General features: G+C 66.7%; 17 protein-coding genes, 1 tRNA gene and 1 pseudogene. 10 read left to right on the top strand and 9 right to left on the bottom strand.

What is annotated here, in order from left to right:
* Positions 1 to 38: 38 nt before the first annotated feature.
* The gene (locus tag AC6CHP_RS01145; RefSeq protein ID WP_498227863.1) at positions 39 to 1,424 is read right to left on the bottom strand and encodes a cystathionine beta-synthase; all 1,386 of its coding nucleotides are present in this window, start codon (positions 1,422 to 1,424) and stop codon (positions 39 to 41) included.
* Between the two features lie 145 nt (positions 1,425 to 1,569).
* Between AC6CHP_RS01145 and AC6CHP_RS01140 the strand changes: the two genes are divergently transcribed.
* Entirely contained in the window at positions 1,570 to 2,736 is a 1,167-nt protein-coding gene (locus tag AC6CHP_RS01140; RefSeq protein ID WP_498228293.1) for an ArsB/NhaD family transporter, read from the top strand.
* Positions 2,737 to 2,738: 2 nt separating this feature from the next.
* On the opposite strand, the gene AC6CHP_RS01135 is transcribed toward AC6CHP_RS01140, so the two are convergent.
* Positions 2,739 to 3,146, bottom strand: a complete 408-nt coding sequence (locus AC6CHP_RS01135) for a VOC family protein (protein ID WP_498228292.1) — start codon at positions 3,144 to 3,146, stop codon at positions 2,739 to 2,741.
* Positions 3,147 to 3,386: 240 nt separating this feature from the next.
* Here AC6CHP_RS01135 and AC6CHP_RS01130 point away from each other — a divergent pair, with 240 nt between their 5' ends.
* The 3 genes from AC6CHP_RS01130 to AC6CHP_RS01120 all read left to right on the top strand — a co-directional run bounded on the left by AC6CHP_RS01130 (position 3,387) and on the right by AC6CHP_RS01120 (position 6,278).
* The gene (locus AC6CHP_RS01130) at positions 3,387 to 4,370 is read left to right on the top strand and encodes a DNA-3-methyladenine glycosylase family protein (protein ID WP_498227860.1); all 984 of its coding nucleotides are present in this window, start codon (positions 3,387 to 3,389) and stop codon (positions 4,368 to 4,370) included.
* A 130-nt stretch (positions 4,371 to 4,500) separates the two neighbouring features.
* Positions 4,501 to 5,469, top strand: a complete 969-nt coding sequence (locus AC6CHP_RS01125; RefSeq protein WP_498227858.1) for an ATP-binding cassette domain-containing protein — start codon at positions 4,501 to 4,503, stop codon at positions 5,467 to 5,469.
* Positions 5,469 to 6,278 carry an ABC transporter permease gene (locus AC6CHP_RS01120; protein ID WP_498227856.1) on the top strand — a complete coding sequence of 270 codons (810 nt, stop codon included), beginning with the start codon at positions 5,469 to 5,471 and terminating at the stop codon, positions 6,276 to 6,278. The genes AC6CHP_RS01125 and AC6CHP_RS01120 overlap by 1 nt, the downstream gene beginning before the upstream one ends.
* A gap of 2 nt (positions 6,279 to 6,280) precedes the next feature.
* Here AC6CHP_RS01120 and AC6CHP_RS01115 read toward each other — a convergent pair whose 3' ends face one another.
* The gene (locus AC6CHP_RS01115; protein WP_498227855.1) at positions 6,281 to 7,957 is read right to left on the bottom strand and encodes an AMP-binding protein; all 1,677 of its coding nucleotides are present in this window, start codon (positions 7,955 to 7,957) and stop codon (positions 6,281 to 6,283) included.
* Between the two features lie 104 nt (positions 7,958 to 8,061).
* Between AC6CHP_RS01115 and AC6CHP_RS01110 the strand changes: the two genes are divergently transcribed.
* Positions 8,062 to 8,340: a putative quinol monooxygenase gene (locus tag AC6CHP_RS01110; RefSeq protein ID WP_066278079.1), complete on the top strand. Its 279-nt coding sequence runs from the start codon at positions 8,062 to 8,064 to the stop codon at positions 8,338 to 8,340.
* A 58-nt stretch (positions 8,341 to 8,398) separates the two neighbouring features.
* Here the strand turns inward: AC6CHP_RS01110 and AC6CHP_RS01105 are convergent, their stop codons facing one another.
* Positions 8,399 to 8,824: a thioredoxin family protein gene (locus tag AC6CHP_RS01105; protein WP_104184401.1), complete on the bottom strand. Its 426-nt coding sequence runs from the start codon at positions 8,822 to 8,824 to the stop codon at positions 8,399 to 8,401.
* A gap of 157 nt (positions 8,825 to 8,981) precedes the next feature.
* Here AC6CHP_RS01105 and AC6CHP_RS01100 point away from each other — a divergent pair, with 157 nt between their 5' ends.
* Both AC6CHP_RS01100 and AC6CHP_RS01095 read left to right on the top strand, forming a co-directional pair.
* Entirely contained in the window at positions 8,982 to 9,905 is a 924-nt protein-coding gene (locus tag AC6CHP_RS01100; protein WP_498227852.1) for an ABC transporter ATP-binding protein, read from the top strand.
* Positions 9,902 to 10,699: an efflux permease Rv1217c-related protein gene (locus AC6CHP_RS01095; RefSeq protein WP_498227850.1), complete on the top strand. Its 798-nt coding sequence runs from the start codon at positions 9,902 to 9,904 to the stop codon at positions 10,697 to 10,699. Before AC6CHP_RS01100 ends, AC6CHP_RS01095 begins: the two co-directional genes overlap by 4 nt.
* Positions 10,700 to 10,703: 4 nt before the next feature.
* On the opposite strand, the gene AC6CHP_RS01090 is transcribed toward AC6CHP_RS01095, so the two are convergent.
* Complete coding sequence (locus tag AC6CHP_RS01090) at positions 10,704 to 11,252, bottom strand: acyl-CoA thioesterase (protein WP_498227848.1); 549 nt, start codon at positions 11,250 to 11,252, stop codon at positions 10,704 to 10,706.
* A gap of 69 nt (positions 11,253 to 11,321) precedes the next feature.
* Between AC6CHP_RS01090 and AC6CHP_RS01085 the strand changes: the two genes are divergently transcribed.
* Complete coding sequence (locus AC6CHP_RS01085; protein WP_188727302.1) at positions 11,322 to 12,053, top strand: potassium channel family protein; 732 nt, start codon at positions 11,322 to 11,324, stop codon at positions 12,051 to 12,053.
* A 369-nt stretch (positions 12,054 to 12,422) separates the two neighbouring features.
* Complete coding sequence (locus AC6CHP_RS01080) at positions 12,423 to 13,424, top strand: LysM peptidoglycan-binding domain-containing protein (RefSeq protein ID WP_498227846.1); 1,002 nt, start codon at positions 12,423 to 12,425, stop codon at positions 13,422 to 13,424.
* A gap of 198 nt (positions 13,425 to 13,622) precedes the next feature.
* On the opposite strand, the gene AC6CHP_RS01075 is transcribed toward AC6CHP_RS01080, so the two are convergent.
* From AC6CHP_RS01075 to AC6CHP_RS01065, 3 genes and pseudogenes are all read right to left on the bottom strand, one after another.
* Entirely contained in the window at positions 13,623 to 14,054 is a 432-nt protein-coding gene (locus AC6CHP_RS01075; RefSeq protein ID WP_188727298.1) for a CBS domain-containing protein, read from the bottom strand.
* A 287-nt stretch (positions 14,055 to 14,341) separates the two neighbouring features.
* A tRNA-Tyr gene (locus AC6CHP_RS01070) sits at positions 14,342 to 14,423 on the bottom strand.
* Between the two features lie 168 nt (positions 14,424 to 14,591).
* Positions 14,592 to 14,847 (bottom strand): annotated as a pseudogene (locus AC6CHP_RS01065) (hypothetical protein).
* A 196-nt stretch (positions 14,848 to 15,043) separates the two neighbouring features.
* On the opposite strand from AC6CHP_RS01065, the gene AC6CHP_RS01060 reads away from it, so the two are divergent.
* Entirely contained in the window at positions 15,044 to 15,535 is a 492-nt protein-coding gene (locus AC6CHP_RS01060; RefSeq protein WP_104184409.1) for a YajQ family cyclic di-GMP-binding protein, read from the top strand.
* Between the two features lie 48 nt (positions 15,536 to 15,583).
* Here the strand turns inward: AC6CHP_RS01060 and htpX are convergent, their stop codons facing one another.
* A complete protein-coding gene (gene htpX / locus AC6CHP_RS01055) occupies positions 15,584 to 16,450 on the bottom strand; it encodes a zinc metalloprotease HtpX (protein WP_188727294.1) in 867 nt (288 codons plus the stop codon).
* Between the last annotated feature and the right edge of the window lie 17 nt (positions 16,451 to 16,467).

The raw sequence follows: 16,467 nt of genomic DNA, 5'->3' as shown, positions 1-16,467 counted from the left end.
TCCTTGTCTGGGTGAAGCAGTATCAGGGTGAAGCAGTTTTAGTTGCTGAGGTAGGCCAGGAGGTCGTGCCGGGTGAGGATGCCCACCGGCGCGCCGACGAACGTGACCATCACGGTGTCCACGTCCGAGAGCAGTTCCCTGGCTGCGGAAATGGTTTCCAGCGATCCGATGACGGGCAGCTTGGGGCCCATGTGCTCGGAGATCTTGTCCGTCAGTTTGGCTTCGCCGCGGAACAGTTTGGCGGTCAGGGTGCGTTCGTCCACGGCACCGAGCACCTCGCCCATGACCACCGGCGGCTCCTGGGACAGGACCGGGATGTGGCTGACGCCGAACTCGTTCATGATGTTGATGACATCGCGCACGGACTCGTTGGGATGGATGTGCACCAGGTCCGGCAGTTCGCCGTTCTTGGAGCTGATGACCTCCCCCACGGAGGTTTCCTCGCCGCCGGAGAGGAAACCGTAGGAGCGCATCCACTGATCGTTGAAGATCTTCGCCAGGTACCCCCGGCCGGAGTCCGGCAGGATCACGACGACGACGGCGGACTCGGGCAGGTCCCGCGCCGCCTTCAGCGCAGCCACCACGGCCATGCCCGAGGATCCGCCCACCAGGAGGCCCTCCTCACGGGCGAGGCGCCTGGTCATGGCGAAGGAATCGGCATCGCTGACCGCGATCACCTGGTCCGGGACGGACTTGTCGTAGTTCGCCGGCCACATGTCCTCGCCCACGCCTTCGACGAAGTACGGGCGTCCGGTGCCGCCGGAGTACACCGAGCCTTCCGGGTCAGCGGCGATGATCCGGACCACGCCGCCGTCGGACACCGGCCGGCCCGCCGATGCTTCCTTCAGGTAGCGGCCGGTGCCGGTGATGGTTCCGCCGGTTCCTGCGCCGATGACGCAGTGGGTGATCTTGCCCTCCGTATCGCGCCAGATCTCCGGACCGGTGGTCTGGTAGTGGCTTCCGGGCGCTGCGGGGTTGGAGAACTGGTCCGGCTTGTACGCACCGGGGGTCTCCCGGACAATCCTGTCCGAGACGCCGTAGTAGCTTTGGGGGCTGTCCGGCGGCACGGCAGTGGGCGTCACCACGACCTCAGCGCCGTACGCCTGCAGGACGGCGCGCTTGTCCTCACCCACCTTGTCCGGCACCACAAAGACGCACTTGTAGCCTTTTTGCTGGGCCACCAGGGCCAGGCCCACCCCAGTGTTGCCGGACGTGGGCTCAACAATGGTCCCGCCGGGCTGCAGTTTGCCGTCCCGCTCGGCGTCCTCGATCATCTTCACCGCAATGCGGTCCTTGATGGACCCGCCCGGGTTCAGGTACTCCAGTTTGACCAGGACGGTGGCTTTGATGCCCTCCGTCACGTGGTTGAGTTTGATGAGCGGGGTATTGCCGATGAGGTCCAGGATGGACTGGGCGTACTTCATGGATACAAAGCTACCGCTTCCCTGCCGCGTGCACCTTCCGCGCCCTGTGCCCCCCGGCGGCACGCCACGCGGGTTCAGCCGTTTCCAACAGGTTCCACGCAGGCACGGGTGGGATCATGGGCCAGTGCAGCAGTTCGCCTGGTTGATGAAAGTCCGGAGCTACCTCCTTCCCGGAGCGATGCTCCTGGCCGGTGTTGCATCCCTCGTCTCCGGGGCACTGCCCCTGCCCGCTTTCGACGCACTGGCGGGCCGCACCGTTCCCATCCTCGCGTTTGTGCTCGCGATGTCCCTGCTGACTGAACTGCTGGACGAAGCTGGGCTCTTCAAGGTTGTTACAGACCGGCTCGCAGGGCTGGGCCGGGACCGCGTGTTCCTGTTGTGGCTCCTTGTCGTGGCGCTGGCCACGGTTACAACTGTTTTCCTGTCGCTCGACACCACTGCCGTGCTGGTGACACCGGTGGTGGTCCTCCTTGCAGTCCATGCCGGCATCCAGCCGCTCCCCTTCGCTTTGACCACCATCTGGCTCGCCAACACCGCCTCCCTCCTGCTGCCTGTGTCAAACCTGACGAACCTGCTGGCCCAGGACGCGCTGGGGCTCAGCCCCCTGGGCTTTGCAGGGACCGTCTGGGCACCCGCACTGGTGGGGGTTGTTGTTCCGCTGGCCCTGTTGTGGCTGGCGTTCCGCAAGGACCTGCGGGGACGGTACCGGCCGCAACGGTCCCCCGCCGTGCGGGACCGCCCGCTGCTGGTCATTGCAGCGGCCACCCTGCTGGTCCTGCTGCCCGCCCTGGTGTCCGGCGTACCCGTGCAGTATCCGGCCATCGTGGCGGCGGCCTTCCTGCTGATGGTCTTCCTCTGGCGGCGGCCCTCCGTGCTGCGGTGGTCCATGGTTCCGTGGCGTCCGCTGATGCTCACGGTGGGACTGTTCATGGTTGTTGAGGCACTGCATGCCAACGGGTTGACGGCGCTCCTGGCCGGCGCGGCCGGCCAGGGCGAGAGCCTGCCCGCCCTCCTGCACCTGGCCGCGCTGGGAGCCGGAGCGGCCAACGCAGCCAACAACCTGCCCGCCTATCTGGCCCTTGAGCCGGTGGCCGGCTCTCCTGCCCGGGTGGCCGCCCTGCTGATCGGTGTCAACCTGGGCCCGCTGGTCACCCCGTGGGCGTCCCTGGCCACACTTCTCTGGCATGAGCGGTTGCGGGCGCTGAACGTCCGGATTAAGTGGAGCGGCTTTGCTCTGGCCGGGCTGGTGGTGGCAGCCCTGACGGTCCCGCTTGCGGTGGTGGCCTTGTGGGTGGCCTCGGGGATGCCCTGACGCTACCCGCCGGACTGCGACTGCTGGTCGGAGGGCAGGTTCTCCCACAGGCCCATGACGTTGTCCTCAGGATCCTTGAAGTAGGCAAAGTAGCCCATCCCGGGGATCTCGTTCTTGGGCATAACAACAGAACCGCCCAGCTCCTCGACGGTTTTCAGCGTGGCATCGATGTCCGGCACGTCCACCGTAATGACGGGGTTGGCGATCTTTTCTTCCCGGGCCATCATGCCGCCGTTGATCGCACCCGCGGTTGTCGGTTGCCCGGTTGCCTCGTCCATGGGGGTGGTGATCACCATGTTGTAGTCCATTCCAGGGACGGGTTCTATCCGCCAGCCCAGGGCCTGCTGGTAAAACTTCTTGGCCCGCTCCTGATCGTCCGCGGGGATTTCGAAATGCACTACTCCACCCATTGCGCTCACCTGGAATCTCTGGAATCTCGAAGGGACGGGCGCGGACGCCCCGCGCCACACCTGGGATTCTAGTCCTCCATCCGCTCCCCGATAAGGGCCGGGAACAAGCCGGGGTTCTGTCCACATATGCAGGCTTCCGGGCCGCGCAACCCGGCATGCTTGGACAAAAACTCCGGCCCCGGAACCGGCACGGCGGAGCTGGCGGGGCAAACTGTCGGGGCACCGTGGGACGATGGTTCAATGACGATTGCAGAGGTTCCTGCACGGCTGGCGGCCGCCGCGGACGCCTCCCTCCGGTGGTATCCGGGCGGCCCCTACGACCTGGCGCGGACCCTCCGCCCGCTCCTGCGCGGCACCAGTGATCCCTCCTTCGCGGTGGACGGCGGCGTCATCTGGAACGCCTTCGCTACAGCCGAGGGCCCCGCTACCATCCGGCTCAGCCCGGCAGCCAGCGCGGAGACGGAGCACCGGGTGGACGTCCAGGCCTGGGGTCCGGGCGCCGCGGCGGCGGCAGCGGCAGTGCCGCGCCTCCTGGGTGCGCACGACGATTGGTCGGCATTCGACGAACGGGTGTTCCATGCCACGCTCCCCCGCATGGTCAGGGAAGCGCGGCGGAGAAGCCTGGCCGTCCGGCTTCCCTCCAGCGGCCGCATGGTGGACCAGCTCGTGCCCATCATCCTGGAACAGAAAGTCACGGTCATCGAGGCCCGCCGCGGCTACCGGTACCTCCTTCACCGCTACGGGTCCCCCGCGCCGATGGCTGGATCGCTGGCTCCCGCCGGCCTGGTGCTGGCACCCACGGCGGCGCAGTGGCTGCAGGTCCCCAGCTGGGAGTGGCACAAGGCCGGGGTGGGCCCGCAGCGCTCCGCAACGGTGATGCGGGCGCTGCGCTCCGCCGTCGCGCTTGAACGGCTGGCGGAGCTGCCGGCGCTGGAGGCGGCCGCAAGAATGCAGACCATCCCCGGCATCGGCATCTGGACGGCCGCGGAAGTGGTGCAGCGAACGCACGGCTGCCCTGACTCCATCTCGGTGGGCGACTACCACCTGGCCGCGTACGTCGGGGCTGCGCTGACCGGACGGCGGACTGATGACGCCGGCATGCTCCGGCTCCTGGAACCCTGGACGGGACACCGCCAGCGGGTGGTGCGGATGATCCAAAGCAGCGGTTTCCGCAAACCCACGTTCGGCCCGCGGATGACCATCCAGGACCACCGCCGGCACTGACGCCCGCCGGGCACACGGCCCCCAACGCACGAGCACGATTTTTCCGTGGACTCGTGCCGGGTATAGGTATAGCGTGGCGCCAGGGAGCCCGTTCCAGAGCCCCGGCACGCCGCATCCTCTGGAGTCACGCATGATCCACACGGACAAACTGGCAAAGACGTTCACGGTCAAGAAAGAAACAGTGGAAGCCGTCAAGGGCGTCGACATCGACGTCGCGCCGGGCGAGCTCGTGGCCTTCCTTGGCCCGAACGGGGCAGGCAAGTCCACCACCTTGCGGATGCTCACCACGCTGCTGACGCCCACCTCGGGGACGGCCAGGGTTGCCGGCGTGGACGTCACTGCGGATCCGGCGGGAGTGCGGGCAAGGATTGGCTACATCGGCCAGGGCAACGGCGGCGGCCACAGTTTCCGGGTGATCGATGAGCTGGTGATGCAGGGCCGCTTCTACGGCATGAACTCCGCGGACGCCCTTGCCCGGGCCCGGGAGCTCCTGCAATCCCTGGACCTCGCGGACCTCGCCAAGCGGACGGTCATCAAGCTCTCCGGCGGGCAGCGGCGAAGGATGGACGTGGCGCTGGGGCTGATGCACTCGCCGCGGCTGCTCTTCCTGGACGAGCCGTCCACCGGGATGGACCCGCAAAACCGTGCCAACCTGTGGGAGCACATCATGCGGATGCGCGAGGAACACGGCACCACCATTGTGCTGACCACGCACTACATGGACGAGGCCGACTCCATGTCCGAGCGGGTCATCATCATCGACCACGGCAGGATCATCGCCGATGACACCGCCGCGCGGCTGAAGGCAAACCTCGCCGGCGACCTGCTGGCCGTCGAAGTGGCGGCGGCCTCCGCGGCCGGGGTGCGGGGTCTGCTGGGGCGCGCCGCGGCGGGCGGAGAGGTCAGCGAGAATTCGTACGACGGCGTTGTCCGCTTCCGCCTCCGGCTTCCCGAAGGTGCCCGCCTGGCGCCTGCGCTGCTGCTGGAGATGCACGACGCCGGTGCTCCCGCCCAGTCCCTGGAGCTGAAGCCGCCCACCCTGGACGATGTGTTCCTGGAGCTGACCGGGCGCAACCTGCGGGAAGGGGCGAACCGCTGATGGCCACGCACGGCACCACCGCCGGCGCCCGTAAAAGGCCCGGGCTGGGCAGGGTCCTGCATGACACCAGGTACGTGTTCTGGCGGGAAATGCTGCTGCCACTCAGGGACCCGTTCTCGCTGGTGTTCTCGCTGCTCCAGCCGCTGGTCTTCCTGGGACTGTTCGGCCCGCTGCTGGGGGCGGCCGTGGGCGCGCCGGCGTTCGGCGGACAGTCCACGCTCCAGTGGTTCCTCCCGGGCGTGGTGGTGATGATCGCCCTCTTCGGAACGTCCATGACCGGTTCGAACCTGCAGTACGAGCTCATGACGGGCTCCTATGAGCGCATCCTGGCAACGCCGCTGTCCCGGTCCTCGCTGATGATCGGGCGGGCATTGAAGGAGTGGGCGCCGCTGGTGGTCCAAGGGCTCCTCATCGCTCTGGTCTGCATCCCCTTCGGCTTCGTCTTCTACCCGCTGCACGTGCTGGCAGGGCTGGTCATCCTGGGGATCTTCGGCATAGGACTCGGAGCCCTCTCGTATGCGCTGGCTCTCGTCTCCCAAAACAAGGAGTGGATCTTCTGGGGAGTCCAGCAGACACTGCTGTTCCCACTGATGATCCTCTCGGGCATCATGCTTCCCATCGAGGCGGGACCCGGCTGGATGAGGACGGCCAGCTTGTTCAACCCACTGACATACCTGGTGAACGCCGAGCGCGAACTCTTCGCGGGAAGTGTCGGGACGGACACCCTCCTGGGCCTGCTTGCAGCCTCGGTGACAGCCGCCGTCGGCCTGGCCGTGGGTGTGAAAGCCATCAGCCGCAACATCCGCTGACGTCACAACCCCAGCCGGGCCACGGCCTCCTGGCGCATCTCCACTTTGCGGACTTTCCCGGAGACCGTCATGGGGAACCGCTCCCGGACCTCCACGTAGCGGGGAATCTTGTAGTGGGCCAGCTTCCCCCGGCAGTACTCGGCAAGCGAACCCGCGTCCAGCGGCTGGGCGCCGGGCTTGAGGATGATGCACGCCATCAGCTCCTCGCCGTACCTGGCATCCGGCACCCCGATGACCTGCACATCCTGGATCGACGGGTGGGCGAAGAGGAACTCCTCAATCTCCCGCGGATAGATGTTTTCACCGCCCCTGATCACCATGTCCTTGATCCTGCCCTCGATGACGACGTACCCGTCGTCGTCCATCCGGGCAAGGTCGCCGGTATGCATCCAGCCCTCGGCATCGATGGCCTCGGCGGTCTTGTCCGGCTGGTTCCAGTACCCCTCCATCACGGCATATCCCCGGGTGCAGAGCTCCCCGATCCGGCCACGCTCCAGCACTTCCCCCGATCCGGGATCGATGATCCTGCTTTCCAGGTGGGGCATGGTGCGTCCCACCGTCTCGGTGCGCTGCCGCAGGCTGTCCCCCAGCCGGGTCATGGTGGACACCGGCGACGTTTCGGTCATGCCGTAGCAGATGGCCACATCCACCATGTTCATCTCCGACATCACCCGGTTCATCACCTCGACGGGGCACAGCGAGCCGGCCATGACACCCGTGCGCAGGGTGGACAGGTCGTAGGAAGCAAAGTCCGGCAGCGCCAGCTCGGCGATGAACATGGTGGGCACCCCGTACAGGGAGGTCCCGCCGAAATCCTGGACGGCCTCCAAGGCGGCGGCCGCACTGAAGCCGCGGCTCGGGATGATGGTGGCAGCGCCGTGGCTGAGGGCGTTCAGGTTACCGATCACCATCCCGAAGCAGTGGTAAAACGGCACCGGGATCACCACCCTGTCGTGCTCTGTGTACCCAAGCAGTTCGCCGATCGAGAACCCGTTGTTGAGGATGTTGTGGTGCGTGAGCGTTGCCCCTTTGGGGAAGCCCGTGGTCCCGGAGGTGTATTGCAGGTTGATGGGATCGTGCGGGTCAAGTTCATCCATCCGGGCCTGCAGTCCGGCATGGCCGACGTCGTCCGCCCGCCGAAGCAGCTCGGCGTACGTCAGCTCCGCATCACCGAGGGGGACGCCGGCGTCGAACCCGTCCTCCGCGGGCGCGGGCAGGAAGACCAGCTCGCGCAGGTCCGGGCACTCCGCGAGCGCTTTCCGGGCCATCCCCACGTAGTCGCTGTTCGTATCCGACGGGGCAGTGACCAGCATCCGCATGCCGTTCTGCCGCACCACGAATTCCAGTTCGTGGCTGCGGTAGGCAGGGTTGACGTTGACCAGGATGGCCCCGGCCTTGGCGGTGGCGTACTGGAGGAGGGTCCATTCGGCGCAGTTGGGACTCCAGATTCCCACCCGGTCACCCTTGGCGACGCCCAGGGCGAGGAGCGCACGCGCGAGCCGGTCGACGTCGTCGTTCATCTTGGTGTAACTCCAGCGGCGGGCGTCGGCGCCCGGAACAGGTGCCGCCTCGATCAGCGCGTCGTGGAAGGGAAAACGGGCCGCCACCCGCTCAAAGTTCCGGCCGATGGTTTCATGGAGCAGCGGGACGTCAGTGTCCCCGGCTGTGTAGGCGCGCATGCTGGCACGCTACCAAGTGGCTTCCGGCAATGAAAGCACCAGCGGAAGCGGTGTCCGGCGCAACAGAACGAAAGCCGTCCGCAGGTGCCGGTATTGTGAAATCCATGACTTCTCCCATTGACCTGCAGGCAACGTTCATCCCCAACGACGGCGAGTTCCACCGCGTCAAGCTGGCCCTCGAAATCGCCATCGACGAGGTGGTGAATGAGCCCGGCTGCATCCGGTACGAGCTGACGGAAGCCACCGAGGAGAAGCTGGTCCTGACGGAGCAGTGGGCGTCGGAGGAGGACCTGGCCAAGCACTCCAAGGGCATCGCCGTGCAGGACCTGAACGAATCACTGAGCGCGCTCCTGGCCGAGCCCGTCAAGGTGGAGCGGATCTAACGGCATTAACCAAAAATGCGGGACCTCCCAGTGGGAGGTCCCGCATTTTGTCTAAGTCCTAGGCGTCCGGGATCTGCGTGCCGTCCTGCGGACCGGCCGGCTTGCCGGCGGCGGCAGCAGCCTCTTCACGCTGGCGCGCCACGTGGGCGTGGACTTCCTCCATGTCCAGGGCCTTCACGGCGTCCACCACCTGTTCGAGCTGCTGGGCGTTCAGCGCGCCGGGCTGCGAGAACACCAGCACCTTTTCACGGAAGGCCATCAGGGTGGGGATGGACGAAATGCCTGCCTCGGCGGCGAGCTGCTGCTCCGCCTCGGTGTCCACCTTGGTGAAGAGGACATCCGGGTGCTTCTCCGACACGGCCGAGTACGTGGGACCGAACTGCTTGCAGGGCCCGCACCATTCCGCCCAGAAATCCACCAGGACAATGTCGTTGCCTTCAATGGTGGATGCGAACTGTTCACCTGTGATGTCAAGGGTAGCCATGTGTCAACGGTACGCGCCGCTCCCCCGGCCTGTCCCGCCCGCGGCCCCTTGTTCGCTCCCCGCGTCATCGGGAATAACACGGGCAACCGCAATGTACAGGGCGGCCGGCGGCGCCTAGTCTGGGGTCATCGCCGCGCGTGCGCACCCAGGAGGTCTGATGGCAACCGCTATCTCAGCGAAGTCCCTCACCAAGAAATTCGGGCGCCGCGAAGTGCTCCACGGCGTGGATTTCGAGGTGGAGGCCGGCTCCGTCTTTGGTGTGATCGGCCCGAACGGTGCCGGAAAGACCACCACCATGCGCTGCCTGCTGGACATCATCCGCCCCACCAGCGGGACCATCCGGGTGCTGGGGACCGACCCGCGGGCAGGTGGTCCGGAACTGCGGCGCCGCATCGGTTACCTTCCCGGGGAGCTGTTCCTGGCCGGCCGGGTAACGGGGCGCACCCTGCTGGCCCACTATGAGGCAATCAGCGGGCCGGTGCCGCCGGGCCGGGTGGACCAGCTGGCGGAGCGGCTGGGTCTGGACCTCACCCGCCATATCCGCAAGCTGTCTAGGGGCAACAAGCAGAAACTGGGCCTGGTGCAGGCGTTCATGCACCAGCCCGAGCTCCTGGTCCTCGATGAGCCCACCAGCGGCCTGGACCCCCTGGTCCAGCAGGAGTTCCACGCCATGGTGCGCGAGGCAAGGCACCGCGGCCAGACCATCTTCCTCAGCTCGCACGTCCTGAGCGAGGTCCAGCAGACAGCGGACACGGTGGCCATCCTCCGGGACGGCAGGATCATCGCCGTCGAATCAGTCAGCGGCCTCCGCGAAGGTGCCGTGCGCCGCGTCCGCTTCACCACGTCCGGCATAGCCGCGCACGACGCCGTTGCGCTGCTCAGTGGCGTGCCCGGCGTCGGACACGTGGAGGTGCTGGAGGCCGACGGCACGGCGACGCTGTCCGCCACCATTGGCGGGGACATCCAGCCGCTGGTGAGGATGCTGGCTTCCCTCCGGCTGACTGACCTCGTCCTGGAGGAACCGGACCTGGAGGAGGCAGTGCTGACGATGTATGCCGCCCCGCAGGAGGAGGCACGATGACAACTCTTCCATTGTTCCGCCGGGCCTTCTTTGACACGTGGCGCTCCACCCTGGGCTGGGCGCTGGGCCTGGCCGCCGCGATCTTCCTCTACCTGCCCTTGTACCCGTCCATCGGGGGCAGCGCGCAGATGCAGGACATGATCGATGCCCTCCCTCCGGAGATGACCAAGGCGCTGAACTATGACCAGATTGCCACCGGTCCGGGCTACACGCAGGCCACGCTGTTCGGGCTCCTCGGCTTCCTCCTGATGACCATCGCATCCGTCTCCTGGGGCGCCGCGGCCGTGGGCGGGGACGAGGAGTCGGGCCAGCTGGAACTGACCCTGGCGCACGGGGTGCGCAGGGTGCAGGTGGTGCTGGAACGGGCCCTTGCCCTGCTGCTGCGTGTGGTACTGCTCGCAGCTGTGGTCTGCGCCCTGGTGTGGCTGCTGAACGGGCCGGCGCAACTGGGCATTGAGCTTGGCAACCTGCTGGGCGCCACGGTGCTGTTCGCCGGGCTGGCACTGCTGAGCGGAACAACTGCCCTCTGTGTTGGCGCTGTCACCGGCCGCCGTACGCACGGGCTGGCAGCCGGCGCCGCCGTCGGGGTGCTCGGGTACGTGTTCAACGCGGTGGGACGGCAAAGCAAGGACGTGGAGTGGCTGCTGAACCTCAGCCCCTACCACTGGGCCTACGGAAACTCACCGGTGGCGAACGGGGCGGACTGGCCGGCAGCGGCATGGCTGTGGGCCATCTCGGCCGCGCTGGTGGTACTCGCCGGCGTCGCCCTGGAGCGGCGGGACGTGGGCGCGTAGGCCACTACGCTTTCCAGCTGTGCGGTGCTGGTGTCCGGCTCCCGGGCAGCGTGCTGGACGCCCGCCATTCGTGGATCCAGTCGGGAAGCTCCAGGTCCGCGGGCGGTTCGCCGAACTCCTTCAGGATGTCCGCCTGGCTGACGGGCCGCCCCTTGTGGACCAGCCGGGTGGCGATGTACGCGCGGGCGTACACCTCGCCGTCCGCCACCATGCGCTGTTCAAAAAAGATGGCTTTGGCATCCAGCCCGATGATGCGGGTCTCGATGGTGTAGTGCTGCCACAGCTGGAGGGACTTCCGGAAGGCGATGGTCTCCGCCGCCACCACCGGGCCCCAGCCGCGCCGTCGCATCCGCTTCCAGACTCCGCTGCGCACCATCAGGTCGAACCGGCCCAGGTCCATGAGGGACAGGTACATGCCGTTGTTCACGTGCATGGCTATGTCGATGTCCGTGGGCAGGACCCGCAGCGGCAGTGAGGAACTGTCCCAGACGGTCAGGGGCGGGCGGCGCGACGAACGGACCAGCATCAGCAGGGTTCTTAGGAGGAGGTGCATCCCCCAATGCTACCCGCCAGTAACATTGCGTTCGCAGCGCACCATGGCGCTGCCAGTAGGATTTCGTGCATGACGCAACAACGCTACCGGGACCTGGCGGACTGGCCGCTCACGGTGACGGCGCTCGTCTTCCTGGGGGCCTACGCGTGGCAGGTGATTGGCCGGATCGAAGGCAGTGCAGCCCTCCTCCTAGAGGCTGTCATGTGGGCCACCTGGGGCATCTTTGCCGTGGATTACCTGGCCAACCTGTGGCTGGCAGCCAACCGCGGTAGCTGGTTTGTCCGGAACCTGCACGAGCTGGTGATTGTGGCGCTGCCGTTCTTCCGGCCGCTGCGCCTCCTGCGGCTCGTGACACTGTTGTCCGTGCTGCACCGGACACTGGGCGACACCCTGAGGGGCCGGGTGGTGACCTATGTGGTGGGCTCGGCCACCATGCTGGTGTTTGTGGGCGCCCTGGCGGTCCTGGACGTGGAGCAGTCGGCCCCGGACGCGAAGATCGTCACCTTTGGCGATGCCTTGTGGTGGGCCATGACCACCATCACCACCGTGGGTTACGGCGACATGTACCCGGTGACGCCGATCGGGCGGATGGTTGCCGCTGCCCTGATGATGAGCGGCATTGCCGTGCTGGGTGTGGTCACGGCGTCCATCGCCTCCTGGCTGGTCCAGCGGGTGGAGGATACAGCTGAGGCAGTCTCCGAGGCCGAGGAACCGGTCCGTGCGGAAGTGGCGGACCTCGCGGCCGAAATTGCCGCGCTGCGGCGTGAGATCGCTGCCCTCCAGGAACGGCGCACACCATAGCCCATGGCTGTCCGGAAAACACTGCTGCCCGGCAAGTACCGGGGCTTCGGCGTTTGAGTAGCATGTTCCCCGCCACCAAGTACCGCACTCAAATATTCGGGTATTTCCTACTGGTGCCGCCTGCGGTGCGCCCTTCCTAGACTCGGGATTCCTAGGACCGAACACAGTGCCGGCGGTCCCCCGGAATTGCTTCCCGGGGTCCCGCCCCTCGCGGAGCCTCCGTATTTTCTGGGTATGCGGATGCCTCCATCCCGCGCCTTTCCTGCGGCCCCGCATCAACGGAGGCTGCCGGCGCGTTCCCCTCGATCCGTCCCGCCCGCCGAAGCGCACGTCTCCGGCCCGGCTGGACCGAGCCTGGACGGGCTACCCATGAACCAGCCATACCTTTCCACCCCCGAAGGTCCCAGCAGGAGCTTCGCCACGGATGAACCCCGCACCGAGATCACCACTGGACGGCCGGCCATCAGCAACAGGCTGTGGGCCGGCATGGCAACGGCCGCCGTGGTGGCGGCCGTGGGCGTCGGCGCCCTGGCGGCGCCTCCCGTGTCAGTGGACCAGGGCACGACGACGGTGGGCCAAGTTGCCGAGGCCGCGTTGCCGGAAGCGCCCAACGCCGCAGCAGCCGCCGAAGCCCCGCCCGCGGCCGTGGCCGCCGCCGAGGCTGTTTCTGAGGCTCCCGCCCCCGCGGCGGCGGCCGAACCGGCGCCACCGCCTGCGCCGGAGCCAGCACCTGCGCCTGCTCCTGCTCCTGAACCCGAACCTGCTCCGGCGGGTGACCCAAACCTGTACACCGTGGTTCCGGGCGATACGGTCGGAGCCATTGCCGCCAGGCACGGCGTGGACATGAATGCCATGCTCGCAGCGAACGGACTGGGCCACTACAGCATCATCGTTCCGGGCCAGACGCTGGTGCTGACCGGACCGCCCGTTGCGGTCGCTTCAGCTGCGCCCGCCCCTGCGCCGGCACCGGCACCGGCGCCCGCGGCCGCCGCACCCGCAGCAGCTCCCGCCCCTGCCCCGGCCTTCGTCCCGGCCGCCCCGGCCATCCGCACCATCTACGTGGCCGGCGCCGGCGGGCAGTCCATGGTGGACGCCTGCATCGGGCCCATCCACTACACGCCCAACGACGGCTACTCGCTCTTTATCACTGAGCACGACTTCTGTGGCGGCTGGGCCCGGTTCTCCGGCATAGGCGTAGGGGAAACCGTCAGCATCCCGGGCTACGGAACCTATACCGTCTCAGCACGGGGACAGGTGCCCAACCCGGGTACCACCAACGACGTCCTTGCTGTCTTCGGCGGCTTCCCCCGGGCGATCCTCCAGACCTGCATCCCCGGCACCAGCCAGATGCTTCTGATTGCGCTGAACTGATTTGCACTGAACTGACGGGAATGCCTCACTGGCACCCTGGCCCGTGCGGTTGAAGATCCCCAATTTTCCCAAGCTTGTCCGCGGTTCCTAGCCTTGACGGCGGGGAGCCGCGGGCAAGGCCATGGCCGGACACAAAGAAACGCCACGGAGGGGACCCCGTGGCGTTGGTAGCGGGAAACCCTGACGGGGAGATCCCACCTATGCGTTCATCCGTTTGCGCTCCGAGATGTGCTCCACGAGCTCACCCACGCGCTGCTCGGAGTAGTTCCGGGCAATGTCGCCCTGGCTGATGATGCCCACCAGCTTGTGGTCGGCGATCACCGGGAGCCGGCGGACCTGGTGGGTTTCCATCATCTCGATCGCCTCGTCAACGTTCGCGTCCGCGTCGACCCAGTGCGGCCTGCCCGAGGCGAGGTCGCGGGCCATCATTTCGCGGGGATCGCGTCCTGCTGCCACGCACTTGAGCACGATGTCGCGGTCGGTGATCATGCCCTTCAGCTTGCCGTCGTCACCGCAGATGGGCAGCGACCCGCAGTCAAGGTCCATCATCATCTTGGCGGCATCCACCAGGGACTGGTTTTCCTTAATACACTGCGCGTCCGTCGTCATGAACTCACGTACGGCACTCATTGGTCCTCCTTCATCGATGGGGATATCGACGCAGGGTACCGGGGCACATGCGCCGATGCTGCCAGCCTACGCCGGGCCCCTGCTGATGTCGACGGCGGTTTTCCACGGTTCCGGAAGGGGACTTCCGCCCCCGGCGCCGGCTCGTTTCCCGGCTTCCCGGCCTTCCTCGCGGCCCAGGACCTTCCATGGGCTGGACTCGCGAACAAGGCCGTGACTCAGGCGCTGGATCCGGCGGCGGGCACAAAAAAGCCTCCGGAACCATTCGGTTCCGAAGGCTTTTCCTTGGGTGGCAGATGAGGGATTCGAACCCCCGTAGGCGTTGCCAGCTGATTTACAGTCAGCCCCCTTTGGCCGCTCGGGTAATCTGCCGAACTTCAAAAGAAGTACCCGCCGATGCAGTCTGCGAACCGTCCGTTTCCGGGCCGTTCCGCTTCCAGTAACCGCGGGCAAGACAACTTTACAGAACTTCCGCCGAAGAATCGAATCGGGCCGCGGAGGCCTCCAAAACCCTTGCAATACCAGGGGAAAGGGACGGAATCAGGCCCCGCCCAGGATCCGGCCGGCGAGGCGCGCTTCGAACTTCAGGGCCTGCTCCTCCGTGATCTGGTTCAGCTGGACAGCCCTGAGCAGATCCTCATGGACGCCTTTCCATCCGGGCTGAAGCGTCCGGCACGGGACTGAAGACGATGGCCGCAGCAACTGCCGCGGCCGCAACGGAACTGGCGGCCCCTGCAACCGCTCCGGCTGCTGCTGTGGTGGTTCGCGTGGCGTACCGGACGGCCTTGCGGTGCATGGTGTTCCCTTCGTGCAACTTCCCAACTCCTTCAACTCTGCGGCGGCCTCCTTCGTTCCCTCCGGGTGTCCGCTGAGAGGGAACTGTGAACCCGGCTTCCCCACGCTCCCCCACCAACACCGGCATCCGTATTAGGCTTTTAGGCAGCGATCAAGCCCTGTCCGCGCACAGGGTTCCCACCGGCACAAGGAGAGTCATGGCAGGCGAGTCAACGTTCGACGTCGTAAGCAAAGTGGACAAGCAGGAAGTGGCCAACGCGCTGAACCAGGCACAGAAGGAACTGGCCCAGCGCTACGACTTCAAGGGCGTGGGAGCCGAGGTGGACTTCAGCGGCGACAAGATCCTGATGAAGGCCAACTCGGAGGAACGCGTACTGGCGGTGCTGGACGTCCTCCAGTCCAAGCTGATCCGCCGCGGCATCTCGCTGAAGTCCCTGGACACCGGCGAACCGTACGCCTCCGGCAAGGAGTTCCGGCTCGAGGCCTCCATCAAGGAGGGAATCGCGCAGGACCTGGCGAAGAAAATCAACAAGCTCATCCGCGACGAGGCCCCCAAGTCCGTCAAGTCCCAGATCCAGGGCGACGAACTGCGCGTGACGTCAAAGTCCCGTGACGACCTGCAGGCAACCATGGCCCTGCTGAAGGACTTCGACGAAGCCGACCTGCAGTTTGTGAACTTCCGCAGCTAGTCCTTGCCGTCGGTTTTCGACGGCAGGATCCAGGCCGCCAGCCGTACGTCAGGCTGGCGGCCGGCCCGCCATCCGCTCCAGCCGCGCAATCCGGTCCCGCATGGGCGGATGGGTAGCGAACAGTTTGTTCATCGCCCCGCCGCGGAACGGATTGGCGATCATCAGGTGCGAGGCGTTCACAAGGCGCTGGTCCTGGGGCAGCGGGGCGATACTGACGCCGCGCTCGATCTTGCCCAGGGCTGAGGCGAGGGCCAATGGATCGCCGGTCAGCTGCGAACCGTCCTCGTCGGCGTCGTACTCCCGGGTCCGGGAAATAGCGAGCTGGATCAGGGAGGCCGCGAAGGGGGCCAGCAGCGCCATGGCGATCATGGCCAGCGGATTCGCATTGCGCCGGTCGCCGCCGAAGAAGAGGAGCATCTGCCCTACCGAAGTGATCACGCCGGCCACGGCGGCCGCCACCGACGAGGTGAGGATGTCCCGGTTGTAGACGTGCATCAGCTCGTGTCCCAGGACCCCGCGAAGTTCCCGGGCGTCCAGCAGCTGCAGGATGCCCTGGGTTACGCAGACCGCGGCATTGCGCGGATTCCGGCCGGTGGCGAAGGCGTTGGGGTTCATGGTGGGCGAAAGATAGATGCGCGGCATGGGCTGGTTGGCCCGGGCCGACAGCTCGCGGACCATCTGGTAGAGCTGCGGGGCCTGCGCCTCGGCCACGGGAATGGCCTGCATGGACCGGATGGCGATCTTGTCGCTGTTCCAGTATCCGTAGGCGGTGGTAAACACCCCCACCAGGGCCATAATCCAGATGGGCGCGGAGCTGCGGGTGCTGGTGCCGATTACCGCCCCGAGTCCGAGGAGCACCGCCCACAGCACCCCGAAGAGCGCCGCCGTCTTGAGGCCGTTGTGATGTTTGTGCACGTCTCCTCCTTACTCAC

Source organism: Pseudarthrobacter sp. GQ63, assembly GCF_059758765.1.
This window is presented reverse-complemented; position numbering and strand designations above follow the sequence as displayed.

Coding starts and splice junctions, on each gene's coding strand:
- AC6CHP_RS01085 (WP_188727302.1), top strand. CDS start 11,322: ATGACGCAACAACGCTACCGGGACCTGGCGGACTGGCCGCTCACGGTG.
- AC6CHP_RS01125 (WP_498227858.1), top strand. CDS start 4,501: ATGATCCACACGGACAAACTGGCAAAGACGTTCACGGTCAAGAAAGAA.
- AC6CHP_RS01095 (WP_498227850.1), top strand. CDS start 9,902: ATGACAACTCTTCCATTGTTCCGCCGGGCCTTCTTTGACACGTGGCGC.
- AC6CHP_RS01090 (WP_498227848.1), bottom strand. CDS start 11,252: ATGCACCTCCTCCTAAGAACCCTGCTGATGCTGGTCCGTTCGTCGCGC.
- AC6CHP_RS01135 (WP_498228292.1), bottom strand. CDS start 3,146: ATGGGTGGAGTAGTGCATTTCGAAATCCCCGCGGACGATCAGGAGCGG.
- AC6CHP_RS01100 (WP_498227852.1), top strand. CDS start 8,982: ATGGCAACCGCTATCTCAGCGAAGTCCCTCACCAAGAAATTCGGGCGC.
- AC6CHP_RS01080 (WP_498227846.1), top strand. CDS start 12,423: ATGAACCAGCCATACCTTTCCACCCCCGAAGGTCCCAGCAGGAGCTTC.
- AC6CHP_RS01120 (WP_498227856.1), top strand. CDS start 5,469: ATGGCCACGCACGGCACCACCGCCGGCGCCCGTAAAAGGCCCGGGCTG.
- AC6CHP_RS01130 (WP_498227860.1), top strand. CDS start 3,387: ATGACGATTGCAGAGGTTCCTGCACGGCTGGCGGCCGCCGCGGACGCC.
- AC6CHP_RS01115 (WP_498227855.1), bottom strand. CDS start 7,957: ATGCGCGCCTACACAGCCGGGGACACTGACGTCCCGCTGCTCCATGAA.
- AC6CHP_RS01110 (WP_066278079.1), top strand. CDS start 8,062: ATGACTTCTCCCATTGACCTGCAGGCAACGTTCATCCCCAACGACGGC.
- AC6CHP_RS01140 (WP_498228293.1), top strand. CDS start 1,570: ATGAAAGTCCGGAGCTACCTCCTTCCCGGAGCGATGCTCCTGGCCGGT.
- AC6CHP_RS01060 (WP_104184409.1), top strand. CDS start 15,044: ATGGCAGGCGAGTCAACGTTCGACGTCGTAAGCAAAGTGGACAAGCAG.
- AC6CHP_RS01145 (WP_498227863.1), bottom strand. CDS start 1,424: ATGAAGTACGCCCAGTCCATCCTGGACCTCATCGGCAATACCCCGCTC.
- AC6CHP_RS01105 (WP_104184401.1), bottom strand. CDS start 8,824: ATGGCTACCCTTGACATCACAGGTGAACAGTTCGCATCCACCATTGAA.
- AC6CHP_RS01075 (WP_188727298.1), bottom strand. CDS start 14,054: ATGAGTGCCGTACGTGAGTTCATGACGACGGACGCGCAGTGTATTAAG.